Source organism: Roseibium sp. RP-7 (genome assembly GCF_053005225.1).
Window position 1 is genome coordinate 557,435 of the sequence record NZ_JBRKQA010000002.1, and the last position, 21,193, is coordinate 578,627.

At 59.6% G+C, this 21,193-nt stretch carries 22 protein-coding genes; 11 read left to right on the forward strand and 11 right to left on the reverse strand.

What is annotated here, in order from left to right; translation table 11 throughout:
- The first annotated feature begins 147 nt into the window (after positions 1-147).
- Positions 148-1,164, forward strand: coding sequence for a 1-aminocyclopropane-1-carboxylate deaminase (locus ACVDG9_RS17260; RefSeq protein WP_023000576.1), 1,017 nt, complete (start codon positions 148-150; stop codon positions 1,162-1,164).
- Between the two features lie 74 nt (positions 1,165-1,238).
- Here ACVDG9_RS17260 and ACVDG9_RS17265 read toward each other — a convergent pair whose 3' ends face one another.
- The 5 genes from ACVDG9_RS17265 to ACVDG9_RS17285 form a co-directional block, all read right to left on the reverse strand.
- The gene (locus ACVDG9_RS17265) at positions 1,239-1,853 is read right to left on the reverse strand and encodes an MliC family protein (RefSeq protein WP_023000575.1); all 615 of its coding nucleotides are present in this window, start codon (positions 1,851-1,853) and stop codon (positions 1,239-1,241) included.
- Positions 1,854-2,021: 168 nt separating this feature from the next.
- Positions 2,022-2,819 carry a siderophore-interacting protein gene (locus ACVDG9_RS17270; RefSeq protein WP_187306536.1) on the reverse strand — a complete coding sequence of 266 codons (798 nt, stop codon included), beginning with the start codon at positions 2,817-2,819 and terminating at the stop codon, positions 2,022-2,024.
- 233 nt (positions 2,820-3,052) lie between these two features.
- On the reverse strand, positions 3,053-3,547 hold the full coding sequence (locus ACVDG9_RS17275) for a YHS domain-containing (seleno)protein (RefSeq protein WP_031269160.1): 495 nt from the start codon (positions 3,545-3,547) through the stop codon (positions 3,053-3,055).
- 151 nt (positions 3,548-3,698) lie between these two features.
- Positions 3,699-4,307: a TetR-like C-terminal domain-containing protein gene (locus ACVDG9_RS17280; RefSeq protein WP_209169648.1), complete on the reverse strand. Its 609-nt coding sequence runs from the start codon at positions 4,305-4,307 to the stop codon at positions 3,699-3,701.
- The gene (locus ACVDG9_RS17285; RefSeq protein WP_168684490.1) at positions 4,300-4,683 is read right to left on the reverse strand and encodes a darcynin family protein; all 384 of its coding nucleotides are present in this window, start codon (positions 4,681-4,683) and stop codon (positions 4,300-4,302) included. Before ACVDG9_RS17285 ends, ACVDG9_RS17280 begins: the two co-directional genes overlap by 8 nt.
- 156 nt (positions 4,684-4,839) lie before the next feature.
- Between ACVDG9_RS17285 and gatC the strand changes: the two genes are divergently transcribed.
- The 7 genes from gatC (at position 4,840) to mdoH (ending at position 12,580) form a co-directional block, all read left to right on the forward strand.
- Entirely contained in the window at positions 4,840-5,127 is a 288-nt protein-coding gene (gatC, locus tag ACVDG9_RS17290) for an Asp-tRNA(Asn)/Glu-tRNA(Gln) amidotransferase subunit GatC (RefSeq protein ID WP_152506052.1), read from the forward strand.
- A 14-nt stretch (positions 5,128-5,141) separates the two neighbouring features.
- Positions 5,142-5,615, forward strand: coding sequence for a GNAT family N-acetyltransferase (locus ACVDG9_RS17295; RefSeq protein WP_168684492.1), 474 nt, complete (start codon positions 5,142-5,144; stop codon positions 5,613-5,615).
- 12 nt (positions 5,616-5,627) lie between these two features.
- The gene (gene gatA / locus ACVDG9_RS17300) at positions 5,628-7,112 is read left to right on the forward strand and encodes an Asp-tRNA(Asn)/Glu-tRNA(Gln) amidotransferase subunit GatA (RefSeq protein WP_209169649.1); all 1,485 of its coding nucleotides are present in this window, start codon (positions 5,628-5,630) and stop codon (positions 7,110-7,112) included.
- Positions 7,113-7,557: 445 nt separating this feature from the next.
- On the forward strand, positions 7,558-8,667 hold the full coding sequence (locus tag ACVDG9_RS17305) for an NAD(P)/FAD-dependent oxidoreductase (protein ID WP_447238549.1): 1,110 nt from the start codon (positions 7,558-7,560) through the stop codon (positions 8,665-8,667).
- Between the two features lie 199 nt (positions 8,668-8,866).
- Complete coding sequence (locus ACVDG9_RS17310; RefSeq protein WP_447238550.1) at positions 8,867-10,459, forward strand: OpgD/OpgG family glucan biosynthesis protein; 1,593 nt, start codon at positions 8,867-8,869, stop codon at positions 10,457-10,459.
- On the forward strand, positions 10,456-10,824 hold the full coding sequence (locus ACVDG9_RS17315; protein ID WP_152506049.1) for a hypothetical protein: 369 nt from the start codon (positions 10,456-10,458) through the stop codon (positions 10,822-10,824). Before ACVDG9_RS17310 ends, ACVDG9_RS17315 begins: the two co-directional genes overlap by 4 nt.
- 1 nt (position 10,825) lies before the next feature.
- Positions 10,826-12,580 (forward strand): glucans biosynthesis glucosyltransferase MdoH, encoded by a 1,755-nt coding sequence (gene mdoH, locus ACVDG9_RS17320; RefSeq protein WP_023000564.1) that lies wholly within the window; start codon positions 10,826-10,828, stop codon positions 12,578-12,580.
- A gap of 99 nt (positions 12,581-12,679) precedes the next feature.
- On the opposite strand, the gene ACVDG9_RS17325 is transcribed toward mdoH, so the two are convergent.
- The 4 genes from ACVDG9_RS17325 to ACVDG9_RS17340 form a co-directional block, all read right to left on the reverse strand.
- Positions 12,680-13,030 (reverse strand): ribbon-helix-helix domain-containing protein, encoded by a 351-nt coding sequence (locus ACVDG9_RS17325; protein WP_023000563.1) that lies wholly within the window; start codon positions 13,028-13,030, stop codon positions 12,680-12,682.
- Positions 13,031-13,271: 241 nt separating this feature from the next.
- Positions 13,272-13,865, reverse strand: coding sequence for a DJ-1/PfpI family protein (locus tag ACVDG9_RS17330; RefSeq protein ID WP_447238551.1), 594 nt, complete (start codon positions 13,863-13,865; stop codon positions 13,272-13,274).
- 425 nt (positions 13,866-14,290) lie between these two features.
- Positions 14,291-15,061, reverse strand: coding sequence for a class II aldolase/adducin family protein (locus ACVDG9_RS17335; RefSeq protein ID WP_447238552.1), 771 nt, complete (start codon positions 15,059-15,061; stop codon positions 14,291-14,293).
- Positions 15,058-16,188, reverse strand: a complete 1,131-nt coding sequence (locus ACVDG9_RS17340) for a TauD/TfdA family dioxygenase (RefSeq protein WP_023000560.1) — start codon at positions 16,186-16,188, stop codon at positions 15,058-15,060. Before ACVDG9_RS17340 ends, ACVDG9_RS17335 begins: the two co-directional genes overlap by 4 nt.
- Positions 16,189-16,355: 167 nt before the next feature.
- On the opposite strand from ACVDG9_RS17340, the gene ACVDG9_RS17345 reads away from it, so the two are divergent.
- On the forward strand, positions 16,356-17,255 hold the full coding sequence (locus ACVDG9_RS17345; RefSeq protein ID WP_447238553.1) for a LysR substrate-binding domain-containing protein: 900 nt from the start codon (positions 16,356-16,358) through the stop codon (positions 17,253-17,255).
- A gap of 10 nt (positions 17,256-17,265) precedes the next feature.
- Here ACVDG9_RS17345 and ACVDG9_RS17350 read toward each other — a convergent pair whose 3' ends face one another.
- Together ACVDG9_RS17350 and ACVDG9_RS17355 are read right to left on the reverse strand one after the other, a co-directional pair.
- Positions 17,266-18,393: a transporter substrate-binding domain-containing protein gene (locus tag ACVDG9_RS17350; protein ID WP_209169655.1), complete on the reverse strand. Its 1,128-nt coding sequence runs from the start codon at positions 18,391-18,393 to the stop codon at positions 17,266-17,268.
- A gap of 142 nt (positions 18,394-18,535) precedes the next feature.
- Entirely contained in the window at positions 18,536-18,976 is a 441-nt protein-coding gene (locus ACVDG9_RS17355; protein ID WP_447238554.1) for a L,D-transpeptidase, read from the reverse strand.
- A 270-nt stretch (positions 18,977-19,246) separates the two neighbouring features.
- Between ACVDG9_RS17355 and ACVDG9_RS17360 the strand changes: the two genes are divergently transcribed.
- Positions 19,247-19,897, forward strand: a complete 651-nt coding sequence (locus tag ACVDG9_RS17360; protein WP_447238555.1) for a TetR/AcrR family transcriptional regulator — start codon at positions 19,247-19,249, stop codon at positions 19,895-19,897.
- 98 nt (positions 19,898-19,995) lie between these two features.
- Positions 19,996-21,015: a ketol-acid reductoisomerase gene (gene ilvC, locus ACVDG9_RS17365; RefSeq protein ID WP_006935853.1), complete on the forward strand. Its 1,020-nt coding sequence runs from the start codon at positions 19,996-19,998 to the stop codon at positions 21,013-21,015.
- Positions 21,016-21,193 lie beyond the last annotated feature (178 nt).

Here is a 21,193-nt window from a genome sequence, read left to right on the forward strand (position 1 = left end):
TTCAGTTTTTTGACCTTAGTTCGATGATTGATGAATCAATATACGCTTCAAGTTCTCAATAACAGAAAAAATACATCAAACTTTGAAAGCACCTTTCTGAAAATTTCTGCAAGGCTCAAAGGGTCAACAATCAATCCGGTGTGCTCCATGAACCTCAGCAAGTTTGAACGCTATCCCCTCACCTTCGGCCCAACGCCCATCGAACCTCTACCCCGGCTTTCCGAAGCGCTTGGCGGCAAGGTGGACATTTATGCAAAGCGGGACGACTGCAACTCCGGCCTTGCCTTTGGCGGCAACAAGCTGCGGAAACTGGAATATATCGTACCCGACGCGATCGCTTCCGGCGCGGACACGCTGGTTTCCATCGGCGGTGTCCAATCCAACCACACCCGCATGGTTGCAGCCACCGCCGCCAAGATCGGCATGAAATGCGTTGTGGTGCAGGAAAAATGGGTACCGCACTACGATGCGGTCTACGACCGGGTCGGCAACATTTTGCTGACGCGTCTGATGGGGGCGGATTCCCGTCTGGTCGACGACGGTTTCGATATCGGCATTCGCCAGAGCTGGGAAGACGCAATGCAGTCCGTCCGCGATGCGGGTGGCACGCCTTACGGCATTCCTGCCGGGGCATCCGTCCATAAATACGGTGGCCTTGGTTACGTGCGCTTTGCCGAGGAAGTGAAGCAGCAGGAAGAAGAGCTTGGTTTCACGTTCGACTACATCATCGTCTGCGTGGTTACCGGCTCCACCCAGGCCGGAATGATCGTGGGCTTCGCCGACCAGAACCGGGCGGACCGCGTAATCGGCATCGACGCCTCCGGCACCCTTGACCAGACCCGTGCGCAGGTTCGCCAGATCGTCGACAACACGGCCTCCCTTGTGGAACTTGGCCGCGCGGTCCGGGACGACGAGATCGTGATCAATCCTGACTACGCCTACCCGGCATATGGTGTTCCCTCTGAAGAGACAAACGACGCAATCCGGCTTGCCGCCAAGACCGAGGCAATGATCACCGACCCGGTCTACGAGGGCAAATCCATGCAAGGCATGATCGACCTGGTCAAGCTTGGCAAGATTCCCGCCGGATCGAAGGTACTCTATGCGCACCTCGGCGGCGCCCCCGCCCTCAATGGCTATAGCTACTATTACAAGGACGGCTGATTATGAGCAGGCGGCCGCTGCCTTATCGCAACGGCCGACTTTTTTCTGCGGTCTGACAGGCGGTCAAAGGCCTGTCAGCTTCGCACCTTGCAATCGAAAGACGTGCCCTGAGGCCAGTCCACCATGGCCTCGTCTCCCTTGATCCAGAATAGAATGCCGAAATCGCCTTCGTAGCGCGCGCCGGATCCGCTCGGACCCTGCACCACGATCTCGGTCGTGTCACCGCGCTCCAACCGTGCAGACGGTGGCTCGGTATCGAAGAAGGTCGCCACGATCTCATCTGCCGGGTTTTCGTTGCAGGTGTAAAAGACCGGGGCCTGTCCCTTGATCAGTTGATAGCGCGCTGTCAGTTCCGCGATCCGGCGTTCATAGGCCGAGCGGACGCAGGAGAGTTCGTCGTCACTCTTCCAGCATTCGTCGCGCCCTTTCACCCAGCCGCGCTGATAGGCCTTCAGCGTGTTGAGTTCCTCTTCGGCGCCCGCATCAAGCGACTTCACGACGCCAACCGCACCTTCATAGATATCAGCCAGTTTCTGGTCCAGTGTTCCAAGATCATCATTCGAACAGACCAGCTTTTCGGCCGAACTTTCCGCCTTCGCACAATCGAAGGCCGGGCCGGCGGCCCAGGCCGCCGGCACAAAGGCGAACCCGGCAACAACGAGCCCAAGACCAACTGCAAAACCACGCATGAGAATGCCTCCCGAAAGACCTGTAACAACAGATCTAACGGATCTCAGGTTGATGGCAAGATTTGGGTCGCAGGCAGATATTCGACCACACGGTCAGACCGGCCTTCTGCATCCCCCCGGTTGGAGCGAGCCCAACCGGCGAGAAGTGCGCTATTCCAGCAAGAGGCCTCAGGCGGCTTCCGCCCGTTTGAGCTGCTGATGCTCGTCCTCGACAAGTCCGATTTTCCAGTAGCCGGAAATGTAGGTGTCCGCCTTCGGCACTTTCCGTTCGTTGTGAAGATGATCCCGAAGGGCCCGAATGACGGAGCTTTCACCTGCAATGCAGGTCTGGATTGTTCCCGCAGGCCATTCCAGAGATTTTACGAGGTCAACCTGCGCGGTTGAAGGCAGATGCGGCTTATCCTGGACCAGCCATCTGATTTCCACGCCTTCTGGTGCTGCAATCTCGCGCTTGTCGGCTTCTGACGGAACTTCGAACAGCACGAGACCGCTTGCCTCGCGCGGCATAGCCTCCAGCGTCGCTTCGACCACCGGCATTGCCGAAAGGTCTGCGGCCAGCAAATACCAGTCGGCATGAAACTCGGTGATTTTCGGCTGGCTTGGGCCGAGAAAGCCCAGGAAATCTCCCTCTGCCGCCCGCTGTGCCCAGCGCGTTGCAGGCCCTTCGTCGCCGTGAGCAACAAAGTCGATATCGAGTTCCAGCGTATCCCGGCGGAAAGAACGGACAGTATAGGTGCGAACCGGATGGACGCGCTCGGAAGGCCTGTCCGGCGCATAATGCGCTTCAAAGGCCTCGCGGCTTTCGCCGTCGCGCGGCAACAACAACTTGCAGTTCGCGCCCTCGTGCCCTTCGGGAAAACCCTGCAACTCCGGGCCGGCAAAGGTGACACGGATAAGATTTGGACTGAGGTAGTGCGTCGACTTGACGGTTAGAAATCTGGGCTGGCGTTTCGCAGGAGTGGCCAAGGAGGACCTCATAAATCTTGAGTTATAATCTCAAGATTTAACATCGACGATAGCCGATTTAAAGATCTGCCTTTCGGAAAAGTGTAACGGCGCCTTGCAGAAGGGACCTGCGCGGTTCCGAGCCAGGTTCGCGCTGCGCCTGACCTGGATGGCGCGTGCGCGGTTCATGTTATTCCGGAAAAAAGCCTGAGCCCGCCGATTGACGGGCTCAGGCCATGAAAACACTCGGCAGATCAGTCGCGGATGATCGGCTCTTTCAGATCGCCCGGGTTCTTCTCCTTGATGATGTCCCAATTGAGGGTCGCCTTGCGGATATATCCCGGCACATCTTCCTCGAACCGCTCCTGCACCTTCAGGGAGTTGTTCAGGTAAAGCTTGCCGTCGACGATCGACCAGGCTTCCGGCACCACCGGCACCTTGAAACCCATGGCGGCACCGAAAGCACAAAAGCCGCCGTATTGAGGGGCATATTTCGCCGGGTCGGCAACGAACTTGTCACGGTTTTCCGCGGACGAGAACTTCCAGGTCACATCGTCATACTCTGCGGTGAATTCATCGGAGCCGGCAACAGGCTTGCCGTCCGTGAAATAGGCAACCGGATCGGTGCCGCCGATTGCAGCCCCGCCTTTGGTAAAAGTGGTGATCTCATCAGCGGAAGCGGTAAAGGCAGCAGCGGAGAAGAGCGCGGTCAGTCCCAGCAGAACGGATTTGGACGTATAGAGCGGCATGTGCGTCTCCATTGGGGTGTGAATGGCGTGATCAGGTGAAGCCTAACGCTCCACGCGGAAAAAAACATGTCTTCTGCCGCAGAATTTGGCCAATCACCCTTGATCACAGAGCCGCTAACGGCGAGCGAGAAAATCGTGATGGCGGCTGTCTTCACAATCCGGGGAGGCCCGGCAGATCCGGGCGTGGTACGGGTTGGCGCGGTGCCACCAGCCCCAGCACCAGATAGATGGCCGTTTCTATGTCCCTCGTCTCGATCCTGATATTGCGGATCAGCAGGCGGAAATAGATGAGGCCGAGAAGCAAGTCGATCCGTGCTTCCATGTCAGCTTCGAACGGGGTCGCGATGAAGATCTGCCGCAGGACCAGACGTCTGGCAGCTTCCGCCTCATCGAGGACGCCGGCAAGGTCCGGCCTGCTTCGATAGGGAACCAGTGCCCGAACCGCCGCGCCCAACGCGGTATCCTGCAAGGCCGCAACGGTGTTCGACAGACACTGCCGCAGATCCTCCGCAACGCTGCCCCGCTGAGGCGGTGCCGGGTTTACGCTGGCAAGAGCTGCTTCGACAGACGCCGCAATCAGCGCCCCCTTGTCCGCATAGCGCCGGTAGACCGCCTGCTTGCTGGTGCGCGCTCGCGCCGCAATGGCGGCAATCGTCGTCTTTTCGTAGCCGTTTTCGGCAAGCTCAATCAGCGTGGCCTCCAGAAGCGCCTTGCTGACCCTGCCCTCCCGCGGCCGGCCGGCATTGCCTTCCTCAGGCATCTCCAGCCTCCGCAACCACAGCACTTTGAAGATTTGCCTCGTAGTCCTGAAAGCCATTCTCGATGCCGGTGGTCACGTTGACGATCCGCGCATAGGGTTTTGAGAAGATCACCGTGTCGCGCAGTTCCTCCCACAAGTGATGATAGGCGCGCATGTCGGAAAACCGGCAGATCGCGAAATCCGAAAACCCGCCAGCCAGGGCATCGGCGTCAAACCATTCGAAAGCAACCTCTGGATGACGCGCCAGGATTGTGCCGATCTGGCCGGCAATCTCGCCTCTTTCCTTGCGGCTGAGCGCCAGCCAGGCTGGTTCGAAAGCCAGATAGACGATGGCCGCCATCGGCAATGGCCGGATCGTTTCGCAAGACTGGATCACGTGCAAATTCCTATTTCGGTTCCCATTGGTACCGATTTATTCTTATTTCTCCCGCAAGGCAAGCCTGCGCTCTTGCCTTCCCCGCGCGGCCGCCGCAAGAAGAGCGCAAGCCATGAGCGGATTTCCGCTTCAGGCACCAGTAACGACGAGGAACACATGTCTGTTGATACCGATACGGTGAAACGCGTTGCCCGGCTGGCGCGCATCAAGGTGAGCGAAGAAGACGCGACCCGCATGACTGGCGAATTGAACGCCATTCTCGGCTTTGTCGAGCAACTGGACGAAGTCGATATTTCCGGCGTCGAACCGCTGACGTCCGTGGTTGAACAGACCATGAAAAAGCGCGCCGACGGCGTGACCGACGGCAACAAGGCTGCCGACATCACCCTGAACGCACCGGCCTCCGAAGATAATTTCTTCATGGTGCCGAAAGTCGTCGAATAAGCGGACCAACCCGGATGATCGCACCCGTTCCAGCTATTGCCGTCGAAACGCCCCTGTCTGCCGACATGGGTGAGATGATTGCCGAGCTGAACGACCTGCTGCTGACACTTAGCCCGCCCGAGGCCTGCTACCACATGACGGCTGAAGAGATGTCCGGCGAGGCAACGACTGTCTTCGTTGCACGGATTGACGGCAAGGCAGCTGCCTGCGGTGCCCTGCACCGGCACGCTGACGGCATTGCCGAGGTCAAGCGCATGTACACCAGACCGACCTTTCAGGGCCTCGGCCTGGGAAGCAGCATTCTGGACCGGATCATTGAGCTGGCAACCCGGGAGGGCATTTCCATGCTCGTTCTGGAAACCGGCGACAAACACCCGGCAGCCTGGCGCATCTATGAACGAGCCGGCTTCAGCCGCTGCGGACCGGTGCTCGATTATCCCGACAGTCCCTATTCCATCTTCTATTCCCGGCCGCTGGCGGCCGCCTGAGAGTTCAAATCCATGACCGATCTGACCAAACTGACCATTGCCGAGGCCCGCGAAGGCCTCAAAAACAAGGACTACACGTCCCTGGAACTGACCGATGCCTTCATCAAGAACATCGAAGCCGCCAATGAAAAGCTGAATGCCTATGTCACCGTGACCACCGACAAGGCGCGCGACATGGCAAAGGCATCCGACGCCAAGCTTGCCAAGGGCGAAGGCGGTGCGCTGGAAGGCATCCCTCTTGGCATCAAGGACCTTTTCGCCACCCAGGGCGTACACACCCAGGCCTGCAGCCACATTCTGGACGGCTTCAAACCCGCTTATGAATCCACCGTTACGTCCAACCTGTGGGCCGACGGCGCGGTCATGCTCGGCAAGCTGAACATGGACGAGTTCGCCATGGGCTCCTCCAACGAGACCTCCTATTACGGGCCGGTGATCAACCCATGGCGGAAGAAGAACTCGAACCAGGATCTCGTCCCCGGCGGGTCTTCCGGTGGTTCTGCCGCCGCCGTTGCCGCCCGCATGTGCATGGGTGCCACCGCAACCGACACCGGCGGCTCCATCCGTCAGCCAGCCGCGTTCACTGGCACTGTCGGCATCAAGCCGACCTATGGCCGTTGTTCCCGCTGGGGCGTTGTTGCCTTTGCTTCCTCGCTCGACCAGGCCGGCCCGATTGCTCACACCGTTCGTGACAGCGCGATCATGCTGAAATCCATGGCCTCCGTCGACGCCAAGGACACCACCTCGGTCGATCTGCCTGTGCCGGACTATGAAGCGGCCATCGGCAAATCCGTGAAGGGCCTCAAGATCGGCATTCCGGCAGAATATCGTCTGGACGGCATGCCTGCCGACATCGAAGCGCTCTGGCAGAAGGGTATCGACTGGCTGAAGGACGCCGGTGCGGAAATCGTCGACATTGCGATGCCGCACACCAAATACGCCCTGCCGGCCTACTACATCGTGGCACCGGCGGAAGCTTCCTCGAACCTCGCCCGTTACGACGGTGTGCGCTACGGCCTTCGCGTTCCGGGCAAGGACATCGTCGAGATGTACGAGAACACCCGTGCAGCGGGCTTCGGGGAAGAGGTCAAGCGCCGTATCCTGATTGGCACCTATGTGCTGTCCGCCGGTTACTACGATGCCTACTATCTGAAGGCCCAGAAGGTTCGCACCCTCATCAAGCGCGACTTCGACCTGGCCTGGGAAAACGGCGTCGACGCGATCCTGACCCCGGCAACTCCGTCCGCCGCCTTCGGCGTTGCCGACCAGGATCTTCATTCCGACCCGGTGAAAATGTACCTCAACGACATCTTCACCGTGACCGTCAACATGGCCGGTCTTCCAGGCATTTCCGTCCCGGCTGGCCTCGACAACAATGGCCTGCCGCTCGGTCTTCAGCTGATCGGCAAACCCTTTGAGGAAAGCACCCTGTTCCAGGTCGGTCAGGTCATCGAAGATGCCGCCGGCTCGTTCTCACCGGAAGCCTGGTGGAACTGATCCCGTTTGTTGATATGCGCCCCGGACCTTTCATCGGCCCGGGGCTGCACACCCGATTTTCTCCGGTCCGTCACAGCCTGACCATAACATTGCCGTCGCTTTGAGCCGGCAGTCCGCGCCAGAGCATGTTCCTGGCGTGAACTGGGTTGGAGCAAACGTCGCTCCATCGTCACGACATGGCTCAAACGTGGCATTGAAGCCGCGCCCTTTCATCGTTATTCGCTGATGCTTGCGGCTCCTCATACGAACCGGATGGATTGCCGGGTCGAGCCCGGCAACAACGGAGCGTGGATTATGGGTTTCAATCCAAGGCAGAGCGAAGTTCGTTGATTTGACTTCCAGGCCTTTGTTGCCATCCGCAATTCCAGCATCGACGTCTGGAGCAAGCCGTGGCATGACGGGCTGACAAGGAAAAGAACGCGCGACCAGGATTGCCGGCAACACCATGCATGACATTGAAACCCTCGTTATCGGTGCCGGTGCCGTTGGACTTGCGATTGCACGTGAGCTGGCGCTGACCGGCCGCGAGGTCATGGTGCTGGAACAGCATGGCCTGATCGGATCGGAAACCAGCGCCCGCAATTCGGAAGTCATCCACGCGGGCATCTACTATCCCACGGGCAGCCTGAAGGCTCGGTTTTGTGTGGAGGGCAAAGAACGGCTTTACCGGTTTTGTGCCGAGAATGGCGTCGGTTTCGAGCAGATTGGAAAACTGATCGTTGCGTCCAATAACGATCAGTTGGAGCAACTGCAGTCAATCCGTAGCAAAGCGGCGGAAAACGGCGTTACAGATCTCGTATTCCTGGACCAGGACAGCCTGAACGAAGCCGAACCGGAGCTTGCCTGCATCGGCGCACTGCATTCCCCCTCCACAGGCATCGTCGACAGTCACGGTTTCATGCTGGCTCTCCAGGGAGAGCTCGAGGCTAACGGCGGTCAGGTTGTGCTGAACACGAGAGTTGCGCGCCTCGAGCGCCTGGCTGATGGCGGTTACCGGGTGCATGCGGAAACGGAGGGAACGGAAACCTATGCCCTCACCTGCAAGGAGTTGATCCTGTCCGCAGGCCACGGCGCACCTGCCCTGGCTGCCGGGCTTGAGGGTGCCAATCCACCGGCCGCCTACCTCGCAAAAGGCAGTTATTTCAAGCTTCAGGGCAAGGCTCCTTTTTCCAAGCTCATCTACCCCGTGCCGGAACCCGGCGGGCTCGGTGTTCACCTGACACTCGACCTGCAGCACCAGGCACGCTTCGGTCCGGATGTCGAATGGGTGGAGGTTGCCGACTACAGGGTGGATCCCGCCCGGGGCGACAAGTTCTATGCCGCCATCCGCAGCTACTGGCCCGGCCTGCCGGACGATGCACTTTTGCCAGACTACTCCGGCATCCGGCCCAAGATCGCCGGTCCGGGTGAACCTGCGGCCGATTTCCGAATTGATGGGCCGTCAGATCATGGCCTTGCGGGTCTGGTCACGCTCTACGGAATCGAATCCCCCGGCCTCACATCGGCCATGGCAATCGGAAGTTACGTCGCCCGGCTGATTACAATCGGCATCTGAGCGGAACTTTTTTCAAAAAAATATGAAACCAACCGGCTGTTTGGACGTTTGAAAGTCGAACGAACAAGCGTACGATGTTGCATTGCACAGGAATGCCATTTTTTGGACCGGTTTTCTCCATAAAATTGCTGCAGTGCGCGTGCTCATTCAAAAGTGAACCAAAAAGAACACTTTAATTTCAACAAGGTGGCCAATCGTCGTGATCAATCGGCGCACGTTTTTATCGGCAACGGCCCTGGCGGCCGGTGCTCTGGCAGGCGCGGACATCCGCACTGCACTCGCAGCAGAGAATACCGCACCTGCACAAACAGGCGGAGCCTTTGCGGCAGGCGAAGAGTTTAACTTTTCCGCGCTCGTCGAGCGCATGAAAGAAAAGGCCGGGAACGCATTTGCGCCCGATGTACCGGCTCTTCCCGAAATCCTCGCCAATCTCGATTATGACCAGCATCGTGCAATCCGGTTCAATCCCGACAAGTCCGTCTGGAAGGACACCGGCAGCAACTATCAGCTTCAGGCGTTCCACCCGGGCTGGCTCTACAAGGAGCCGGTGGAACTTTATGAGATCGTCGACGGCAATATCAGCGAACTGCACTTCACCGGCGCGGACTTTGAGTATCGCGAGCCGCTGGATCCGGAAAAATTCAAGGATGTGGATCTGCCGGGTATCGCCGGCTTCCGCCTGCACCATCCGCTGAACACTCCGGAGTATTTCGACGAGTTGGTGGTGTTCCTGGGGGCAAGCTATTTCCGTGCGCTCGGCAAGGGCAACGTCTACGGCCTGTCCGCACGCGGACTTGCGATCGATACGGCCATCGCCGGACCGGAAGAGTTTCCACGTTTCACGAAGTTCTATCTGGAGCGGCCGACGGACGGCGCTGCCGAAATGCGGCTCTATGCCGAACTGGAAAGCGAGCGCGTTGCCGGTGCCTACCAGTTCACGATCAAGCCGGGCATCAACACGGTTGTGGAAGTGGATGCGCACATTTTCCTGCGCGACGATGTCGAACGCCTCGGAATTGCGCCACTGACTTCGATGTATCTGTTCGGCGAGAACGACCGCACCAACTTCGACGACTATCGCCCGGAAGTTCATGACAATGACGGTCTCCTGATCCTGCGCCAGAATGGCCAGCGTCTGTGGCGGCCGGCCCGCAATCCGGAAAAGCTTGCCCTGTCCTTCTTCAACGAGGAGAACCCGGCAGGCTTTGGCCTGTTGCAGCGGGACCGGAATTTCGATCATTACCAGGACACGGAAGCCAAGTATCAGCGCCGCCCGTCGCTGTGGATCGAGCCGATCAACGACTGGGGCAACGGCCAGGTCATGCTGGCGGAAATCCCGGCCGAAAAAGAGATCTACGACAACCTCGTTGCTTGCTGGGTGCCGGAAAACGGCGCCAAGGCAGGCTCCGAACATCGCTTTGCCTATCGGATGATCTGGGGCCGTGAACCGGAACCGGGAACCGAGCTGGCACAGGTAATCGCGACCAGTACAGGGCATGGTGGCGCGGCCGCCTCGGATCCGGACCCGAAACTGCGCAAGTTCGTCGTGGAATTTGCCGGCGGAAATCTGGGTGACATGGGTGCGGAAGCTCCTCTGACACCGAGACTGACCCTGCAGAACGGCAAGGTGGAGCATCAGTTCGTCCAGCGGCTGGAAAGCGGCAGCTGGCGTGCCGTGCTCGATATCGCACGGGACGACGAGGAAATACCGGTCGAGTTCATTCTCGCCCTGCAACTCGACGGCACCGATGTAACGGAAACCTGGATGTATCAGTGGAGTGGGAACAGATGACATCGCATGTGAGTATCGATCAGACGACCAGTCCGACCCTTTTTGCCGACAGTAAGCTGCTTGAAGAAATCAGGACTGTCCTGAAGCGGCCCGACCTTGGCGACGACGTCCTCTTGTCCGTTCTGTCCGGTTCTGCCGCCACGCGCCGTGGTATCGACCATTTTGCCGGCACGCCGCGAGACCGGGCTGCCTTCATCAGAACATTGCCGGTGCCTGCACCCCGTCACGGGCTGGAAATGCCCCATCACGACCTCAACCCGCCACTGGCCGTGCGCTTTGCCCCGCTTGTCGCCCTGTGGCAACGGGCCGTGCAGCCGCTTGCTCCGCAGTTGAAGCGCGTTCCGGTTCCAGCCAAGGACCGCTGACATGAAGAAGGCCAGCTCCGAAGCCTGGTCGACGGCCTTCCGGCGGCTGGCCATGGCAGTGATCGCCCTGTGCCTGACCACGGGCGCTTCGTACATGTTTGCCATTGTTGTCCAGTCGGACGGTTTCGACTGGCTGGACATCGTCCGCATCGCGCTGATGGCGGTAGCAAGCTTCTGGCTGGCCTGGGGCGGATGTATCGCTCTCTTCGGCATCCTGTTTCCGCCTGAGGAAAGGGCAACTGCAGAAGCTTTGCCCGAAGGTCGCACCGCCGTTCTTCTGCCGATCTACAACGAAGCAACCGGTCCGGTGTTCGCCCGCCTGGAAGCCATCATGAAATCGGTTGCCGCCCTGCCCGCGGCGGACCGCTTCGATTTTTTCGTCCTGTCCGACACCACCAAGGCGGATGTCGGCGAGGAAGAACAGCGTGCCTATGAGCGACTGCTTGTTCGCCAGAACGCCGGCGGACGCCTGTTCTATCGGCGGCGCGAACAGAACATTGGCCGCAAGGCAGGCAACATTGCCGACTTCCTGACGACATCAGGCGGTGCCTACGACTACATGCTGGTGCTTGATGCCGACAGCCTGATGGATGGCAAGACCATCCTGGAAATGGTCCGGCGCATGGAAGCCGATCCGCGCCTGGGGCTGCTGCAGTCGCTGCCGCAGATCATCGGACTTTCCACCCTGTTCGGACGCCTCTTGCAGTTCGCGACCGGTCTCTACGGGCCTTACTTCGCGCGCGGCCTTGCCGCCGTTCAGGGCGAGGAAGGCACCTTCTGGGGACACAATGCGCTGATCCGCACCCGCGCATTTGCAGCTGCCTGCGGCATGGCTCCGCTTACCGGCAAACCGCCCTTTGGTGGTCACATCCTCAGCCATGACACCGTTGAAGCTGCGCTCCTGGCGCGCGACGGCTGGAAGGTCCGTCTCGACCCGGACCTGACGGGCTCCTACGAGGAAGCCCCCGCCAACATGGTCGACTACGCCAAGCGTGACCGGCGCTGGTGTCAGGGCAACCTGCAGCACAGCCGCATTCTGGCGGCCCCACGCTTCCGCTTCTGGAGCCGGATTTCGATCCTGCAAGGTGTCTTTGCCTACCTGGCCTCGCCGATCTGGTGCATCTTCCTGCTGGCAAGCCTTGCGGCTCCGCTGGTCGCTCCGCCCCCGGTCTACTTCGACGGTCATTCGCCATTCCCGGTCTTTCCGCATCCGGAAACGACCACGGCGCTCGCCCTGCTGTTCGGTCTGGTGGCTTTGTTGATCCTGCCCAAGCTGCTGCTTGTTGCCCGGGCGCTCTTTGGCGGCAACTCGGCGGACTTCGGCGGCCCGGTGCGGCTTCTGATCAGCTTTCTTCTTGAAATCCTGCTGACCTCGATCCTTGCGCCGATCCACATGATGTTTCACTGCCGCTCGGTGTTTCAGGTGCTGACGGGTGCTGACAGCGGCTGGCCGACAGCCGATCGGGACGACGGTTCGCTGCCGATCACCGCGGCGTTTTCCGCCACCTGGTGGATGAGCATTGCAGGCGCCGGTGCAATCGCCTTCTCGCACACCTATGCGCCGGAGATGTTCTACTGGCTGCTACCTGTTGCCCTGCCACTGGTTGTCGCTCCGCTCCTGGTCTGGATGACGGCATCGGTGCTGCTGGGCAAGGTCACGAAGAAACTGGGGCTCTTCCAGGTCCCGACCGAGGCAGGCCCGGTCGCGGTCGCCGAAGACATGCGTCTGGCGCTTTCGCAAGAAGCGGCTGCCTGACAAGGCGCTGTGTCACCAGCACAGGATCAGTCATCCCGGCAGCGTGGTGCTCGGCCGGGATGACCAGGGAAAGCTCCTGAACTCATTTCAGCGCATGTCTCAATGAATACGGCCGGTTTCGGCTTCCAGAATACCGTCCGCATCCAGGCCCGCGATGGGCAGGCGCTTGTCGGTCGGCACATCGCCAGACAGCTGCAAGGCCAGGTATCGCCCGCAGCAAACGCGCAGGAAGCTTGTGAAATTTCCGAGATCATGCCCCGCGTCGATGCTCTCGTGGTGAAGCTTGGTAATCAGTTGCACCACATTCATGCCGTCCCGTCCGGCGATCTCGTCCAGAACCTTCCAGAAGAAGGTTTCCAGCCGCACCGATGTCACCATGCCGTCAATGCGCAGCGACTTTGTCGTGCTTTCCCAAAGCGTGGAATCTGCCTCGATGAAGAGCTTGCACATGATGTTTCCTTCGTGACGGACTGGCGAGCTGAAATCGCGGAGCTGTCTCGGTATATCAACGCCCGTTATTAGAACTCAGCCTAGTCCGCTTCCCGCGTGCGGGAAAGAGGTCAGGTAGCGTGTAAGTGGCGGGCCCGGGACTTGTCGCGCCCCCTTCGGGGCACCACTCTTGCGTTTTCTCGGACAAGGCAAACGGAGTTGATGGTGCGGGCAATTTGTTGGCCCGCACCGTTTGTTTGCCTCAGGCAGCCAGGGAACCCTCGGCCGCACCACTCAGAACCGCATGGAACTGCGACAGCCATGCCGGATGCGCCGGCCATGCAGGAGCGGTAACAAGGTTGCCGTCGGTCACGGCGCCGTCGATTGCGATCTCGGCATAGGTGGCGCCTGCAAGCTCCACTTCCGGACGGCAGGCCGGATAAGCCGAAACGGTGCGGCCCTCGATCACCTTGGCTGCAGTCAGGATCTGAGCGCCGTGACAGATTGCGGCAACGGGCTTGGCCGCGTCCATGAAATGCTTCACGGCATCGATGACAGCCGCATCAAGACGCAGATATTCCGGAGCCCGTCCACCCGGGATTACCAGGGCATCGTAACCGGCAACGTCGACATCGGCGAAGGTCGCGTTCAGCGTGAAGTTATGGCCGCGCTTTTCCGAATAGGTCTGGTCACCTTCGAAATCGTGGATACAGGTGGCGACCGTCTCGCCGGCCTTCTTGCCGGGGCATACCGCATCGACCGCGTAACCCATGGCAAGCAACGTCTGAAACGGCACCATGGTCTCATAATCTTCGGTGAAATCGCCCGTGATCATCAGGATCTTCTTCGCGCTCATGCTCTGTCCTCCAGCTTGGCAAATTGCGATGGAGAAAGGCTAGCAGTCCGCGGGTTTGAACGGGTATTAGGTCGCTACTACAGGTGAGATTTCTCCAGTTTTGGCGGTTTATCGCAGGAATATTTGCCCGCCCGTCATTCCGGACAAGTGAGGCGGAAGCCGAACGCTGATCCGAACGCAGACATATTTTGCGACAACGCCGCTCCTGCTCAAAATTGAAAGATGATCAATGATCAGAAGCTCGCTGAAGCTCGCACTGACATCTGATTTCCAGCTCACGCGATGCCGCTATGTGCGTTGCGAAAAGGCCCCGGATCTGCGCTGCGTTTGTCCGGGGCGACACCAAGAAGGATTGCTATGCTTTGCCCAAATGCATTGCGCCTCCCCGCATTGGAGAGGCGAAGGCAAGTCGGCATCGATGGATCTCAGTTGCGGTAATCCGGCTCGCTCCGGTCAAGATCACGCTTCCAATAGTCGAAATGGGCATAGCCCATGCCAACATAGGGCTCCCATTCGGCAGCCGTCTTGGCGGCCAGGTTGTCCGACATGATAGCCAGCGGCTGACCGGTCCCATAGGCTTTCAATAGCGTTTCAGCAGCCCGTTCGAAGAAATAGAGATGCTCGAAGGCTTCAGCGACAGTAACGGCGGAAATCGACACCCCGTGATTGCCCATTACAAGAACCGGTTTGTCGCCGAGTGTTTCGGCAATCCGCCTGCCCTCCTCCGCCTCGTCAGCCATGCCGCCGAAGCCGAGATCAACCGCAACCTTGCCGAAGAAACGGGCGGTGTTCAGGTCGATCGGTTTCATCGACGGATCCTGCAGCGTCGCCAGCGCGGTCGCATTGGGCGGGTGACAGTGGAACAGCACTCGCGCCTTGGGATTTTCCCGGTGAACCGTTCCGTGAATGCACCAGGCGGATGGGTCCGGGGCATTTTCGCCCGCCATCACGGTGTCATCATTGGCATCGAGCAGCAACAGGTCGCTGGCCCTGATTTCCCCGAAATGTCGCCATTTGGGGTTCATCAGGAATTTCGAACCATCTTCGGAAACCGCGGCACTGAAATGATTGCCGACGGATTCGCTCCAGCCGAATTTTACCGCCAGACGAAAGGCAGCTGCGAGGTCTTCCCGCAGGGCCTGTTCGCTTTGCCGGTCCGGGTCAGCCCCGAAGCGTACATCCGTAACGACACTCATTTGAAACGTCCTTCCCCGGACAGGATCCGGTAAGTGGAGCGCAGCTCGCCCCTGTCGGTATAGCAGCCACGCAGGTGCCGATTGCCGCTGGTTGCCGAATAGGCAGCGCGACCGTGCACGATGCGGTGATTATCGAAGACAATACATTCGCCCGCATTCAGACGGAACCGCATCAGGTATTTGTCGTCCCGCATCATCCGTCCGAAGCGGCAGAAGGCCGGGTAGTAACGGTCGAGTTCGTGTTGCGGCATATCGAAGATATCGGCATGGTGCTGGCTGATCGTGACACCCGAAATATTGCCGTGCTCATCCAGCTCGATCACCCGCTGGCGGGACCGCATGTCGAACGTGTCATGCTCGCAGAAATAGGGCACATCCACGGTGATCAGAAGTTCGAAGTCTTCCGGATAGGCCTTGCGGAAGTCTTCGGCGACAGCCAGTCCGTCCACAAAGATGCTGTTGCCGCCCTCGACCGAATTGGCCCGGCAATGCAGGAACTGCACGCCCGGCGCAAGATCTTCGTCCGGCAAGTCCGTGTGAAGCGGCAGGGCCTTGGCAGTGAAGGCAAGGTTGGTCGGCTTGATGTGGGTTTTTACTTCAAACGTCAGGCCGAAGTAGCTCGGACGCACATAGCCGATCAGGCCGGCCGTATCGGTGAGCGCTTCATCCGTATCCGGCAAGCCGGTCAAGAGCGCGACACCATCCGTCAGCATCGCCTTGGCCCAGTCGCGCCGACGCGCGGTGTCGTTGGTAACCTCGTCATAGGAAAAACGGGCCATCTTCGGATAGTGGTCAGCGTACCAGGGCACTCTTTGAAGGTTGGCGATATCGGGGCGCTTTTCGCCATTGGAATAGGCATTGAGCAGGGACAGCGGCAGTCGGGAGACGTCGTTTGTGCCGGCCCAGGCGATTTCCAGATCGCCTCCCACGATGGCGGCCGAGGCTGCTTTTGGCGCTTCGTCCAGGGCAAAGATGTCGTTGACGCGTTCGCGGGTTTCCGGGTCGAAGGAACTCGGGCAATTGTCGCGCAGCCAGTAGTAATTGAAATAGGCGGTTTGCCCGTTGCTCAGCGGCACATCGAGGCCTTTTTCCTGCAGCAACACACCTGCATCACCAGTTCCAAGCATCAGATCCGTCCTTAAGTTTAGCTCATCAGCCTTGCAGACACTTCGCACAAGTCACCGCAAAGCTCTGCGTTCCAGTTACTTTCTGTGAAGTTGCTCTTGCACTGGCGATTTGGAAAGGCGATAAAATCGAAACTTAACTTAAGCATTCACTTAACTTGGACAGACAAATGCTCCGCTTCCCCCCGCTCAGGCTGCTCACCGTCTTCGAGACGGTTCAACGCGCGGGAGGCACCAAGGCGGCGGCGGGCGAATTGAATGTATCCATGTCGGCGATCAGCCAGTCCTTGCGACAGTTGGAAGAACACGTCGGCACCGCCCTGATCGATCGCAGCACAAGGCCGGCCGGCCTCACTGCCGCTGGTGAGATCCTGCTGAAAGCAGTGATCGAAAACCGCGAACGGCTGAGCGAAGCCCTGAACGACATCCAGACACTTGCCGATCCCGCCAGTGCCTCTGTCACTGTTGCCTGCACCGTCGGCTTCGCCACCTACTGGCTCATGCCCCGGCTTGAGGCGTTTTATCTGGACCACCCGGAAATCCCGGTGAACGTTCACACCACGCAGCAGGAGGTCCCCCGGCTTGGCCAGGGGACCGATATCGCCATGCGCTATGGCGACGGCCGCTGGGACGACGGCACGGTCGAACAATTGTTCCGCGAGCTGGTTGAGCCCGTGTGCGCCCCTTCCCTTGCCGAGCGTATCCGCGCCGATGGCGGCAGCCTGGCTTCGGCCTTCCTGATCCATGTGGATACCAGCGATCGCCGCTGGATTTCCTGGCAGGAGTATCTAGCCCGCACGGGGCAAAAGGCTGCCGGTTCGGCCAAAGGCCTCCGGTTTTCCAACTATGTCCAGGCCACCCAGGCGGCCTTGTCGGGCCACGGGGTCATGCTCGGCTGGCGCTCGATCACCGGTGACCACGTACAAAACGGCCTGCTGGTCCCTGCTGGTCTGCCGCCGCTGCAGCCAAACAACGCCTATCATGCCGTGCTGTCGCACCGCAGCCGGAACCGGGAAACGGCCGCCATTGTCGTTGACTGGTTGAGGGCTGCCGCGCAGCCACAGCTCTAGGGAATGGCTCCTAGCGCTCGTCGCCGAAGTAGCGCACGCGCAGTTGCTCGATCATGTCCGTCTCATGCGCCGTCAGCAATTCCAGCGTCAACGGCCGTGTCCACGGACTGCCGTGCGCAAGGGCAAAGCCGTATTTGTCCGGTTCGAAGATCGGGCCGATCACCTCGACATTCGCCCGCGGGTGACTGTGAGCGTAATACTCAAGGACAGGCGCATCGCCCACAACGGCGTCAATCTCATCATTGCGCAGAGCAGCGACTGCACCTTCGATGTCGTCAAATGACCGGTGCGACCAACCGGATGCTTCTGCAAACTCCTCGGCCACGCTGCCGGCGAAGACGCCGATACTCTTGCCCGGCAGATCGGCAACACTGTTGATCTGGTTCGTGAGTGAAAGGGTTGTCATGACGCTGGTCACCGACGAGGTCACATAGGCCATCACCGCAATACCGCAGACCAGCCAGAGCGCCTGCCAGATGCGGCCTGGCCAACCAAACAGGTTCTTGCGTGAAGGCGCCTTGCCGGATGTCACCACGGACATGACCGCATAAAAGCTCTCCGACACGCCTTCCGGCCAGCCCCGGGGAAAGTTCTTGTCGAAACGCCGGTCGAACAGCGTCATCAGAGCCGTTGCAAACACGATCACAAGCGCCAGCCAGCCATAGGCTCTCAGGTAACCGGATTCCTGCAGGCCCGTTATCACCTCGCTGAAACTCGCTCCCTGACTGTCAGGCACGAGAATGCGCAGGCCCGCATCGAACCAGGGCTGGGTAAAGTCGATCCTGTCGGCACGCTTGCGGGTGATCGTCAGGTTGGTGACGGCAATACCGATGGATTTGTCCGCCGCTGCATCCACCAGCTCCCGGATGGTCGGGAAGAGCCGATATTCGTAGAGAATTCCGTTTTTCTGCGCCAGTGCTTCCCAAAGGTCCACCGCCATGCCGGAATAGACACCCGGCTCTTCCTCCATGACAAAGGGCGGGCTGATATAGAGGCCAACGCTGACCGGCGAGCCCGGCAGCGGCGGATTGTCGTCCCCCTCCGCCGTCTGCCCCAATGCCGGCAGCGCGAGAAAAATCGAAAGGCACAGCACAAGGGCAGCTGACAGGCATCGACAGAAATTCGAGCAGGCGGTCACGATGGCCTCCGCTTTGCAGAAGGGGAATCACCCAGAAGGTTCCTGAAGGGTAAGCCGCCACGCCAAAACCATGCAACCTGTGCCCACACAGGCTGTTCATGAATACGGCCGGTGGTAGCAACGGATGAATTGCCCCCTCAACTCACCGCGTGATCACGATCCTCGTGTCGGCGCGGCCGACCTTTCGCACTAGATTGAAAAGCTGAGCGGCATTCTTGGGATGAAGCCGGATGCATCCGTGCGAGGCAGGACGGCCCAGCCGCTTGAGATCGTTGGTGCCGTGTATGGCGTATCCGCCGAGAAAGAAGACCGAATAGGGCATGGGAGCCCAGTTGTACTTGCGCGAGTGCCAGTCGCGTTCCAGCCGGGTCGGGCGCCAGCTTCCCGTTGGTGTGCGATATCCCTTGCGTGCCGTCGAAACCGGCCATTTGTTTCGCAAACGCCCGTCGACGTACAAATAAAGCCGCTGTTCGGAAAGATCGATCTTTGCGGTTACCCGAGGTGCAGCGCTTGCACTGGTGTCAGCCAAGAAAAGAAAGGCCAGCAACAACGGCCCGGCAATGAGTTTTCTGATGATCAACATCTCAAAGACACCCAAGAAAAAACAGGACAACAAAATTGAATACGAAAATCTAATCCGCACTTTCTTCGAGACGCAAGCCAAACTTGAAGTAAGCGTAAACGTCTACTCCGATTACGCTTTGAAGCGCGCGTTCCAGAGTGCTTGCCCAGATACGCACCTACGCCGAATAGGTGCAAAATTACCCTTGACCTGCCCTGCCGCCGGTGCCATAACCACACCCGAACCGTACCGTACGGTTCCCTACTGACAATCAACGATCCGACCTGAGACATGACAGCGACCGCTTACGATATTGCCACCTCCCGCCCGGATGCAGCGCCCGAATTTTCGCCGCGCCAGCAGGTGGTGTTGCAACATGCGCTGACGCTGCTGGTCGAAGGTGGAGAGAAGGCGCTGACGACGGCAGGCTTAGCCCGCACGGCAAGCTGCTCGAAGGAAAGCCTCTACAAGTGGTTCGGCGACCGTGACGGCCTGCTGGCTGCGGTTGTCGCCTTCCAGGCCAGCCAGGTTCAGTTTCCTTCCGAGGCCGGCGCCACCGCCGATGCGGCGACGTTCCGGGCACATGTGACGGCCTTTGTCGAAGCCCTGCTGGGTGTCCTGTTTTCAGAAACCTCGCTGGCGTTGAACCGGCTGTCGATCGGCCAGTCCAACACCAATTCCAACCGCCTCGGCCAGCTTCTGCTTGTGCGCGGCAAACACATGATTTCCGCCCGCGCGCGCGCCATGCTGGACAGCGGCCGCCGCCACGGCCTTCTGAAATTCGACGAATCCGTAGACGCCTACCAGGTGCTTTACGGCCTTGCCATTCGGGACGTCCATATCCGCCTCCTTCTGGGTGAGACCGCCGGTCCTGCCGAGAAGGACCTGAAATCGCAGGCCGAAGTGGCCGTCGATCGCTTTTACCGTCTGTTCGGGGCCTGATCGCCGCGAACCTTCGGAACCACTGGGAAACACCAGAACCAATCAAGACCGGAAAACCGGCCTTCAAACGACAGAATGCAGACGGGAGAAAGGAACCCATGCGCGTTTATTACGATCGTGATGCTGATCTTAACCTGATCAAGTCCAAAAAAGTCGCCATCATCGGCTACGGCTCGCAGGGCCGCGCCCATGCCATGAACCTCAAGGACAGCGGCTGCACGGAGATCGCCGTTGCCCTGCGCGAGGGCTCCACGACCGCTCTGAAGGCAGAAGCTGACGGCTTCAAGGTCATGAACGTGGCTGACGCCGCTGCCTGGGCCGACCTGATGATGATGGCAACCCCGGACGAACTGCAGGCCGACATCTACAAGGACCACATCGCAGCCAACATCCGTGACGGCGCTGCAATCGCCTTCGCACATGGCCTCAACGTTCACTTCGGCCTGATCGAGGCAAAGTCGACCGTTGATGTTCTGATGGTTGCACCGAAGGGCCCGGGCCACACCGTGCGCGGCGAATACATGAAGGGTGGCGGCGTGCCGTGCCTGATCGCTGTTCACCAGGACGCTTCCGGCAATGCCCATGACCTCGGCCTGTCCTACGCCTGTGGCGTTGGCGGCGGCCGTTCGGGCATCATCGAAACCACCTTCAAGGAAGAGTGCGAAACCGACCTCTTCGGCGAACAGGCTGTTCTGTGCGGCGGTCTCGTCGAACTGATCCGCGCTGGTTTCGAAACCCTGGTCGAAGCCGGATACGCTCCGGAAATGGCCTACTTCGAGTGCCTGCACGAAGTGAAGCTGATCGTCGACCTGATCTACGAAGGCGGCATCGCCAACATGAACTACTCCATCTCCAACACTGCAGAGTGGGGTGAGTACGTGACTGGTCCGCGCATCGTGACGCCGGAAACCAAGGCGGAAATGAAGCGCGTCCTGACAGACATCCAGACCGGCAAGTTCACGTCCGATTGGATGCAGGAATACCGTGCAGGCGCTGCCAAGTTCAAGGCAACCCGCCGCCTGAACGACGCACACCAGATCGAGGAAGTTGGCGAAAAGCTCCGTGGCATGATGCCGTGGATCAAGTCCAACGCGCTCGTCGACAAGACCAAGAACTAACAAGGTTCGCCCCATCGACCCGAAACGAGACCCCGCTGGCAACAGCGGGGTTTCTTTTTGCCGGTTCCTGCAGGTCGTCAAATAGAAATCCGGATGCGGGCGTTATAAATAAGCCGCCCGCGACCACATCCGCCCAGCCGCCCCAAAGATGCCGCATTGCCTCCGCAAATTTCACAGG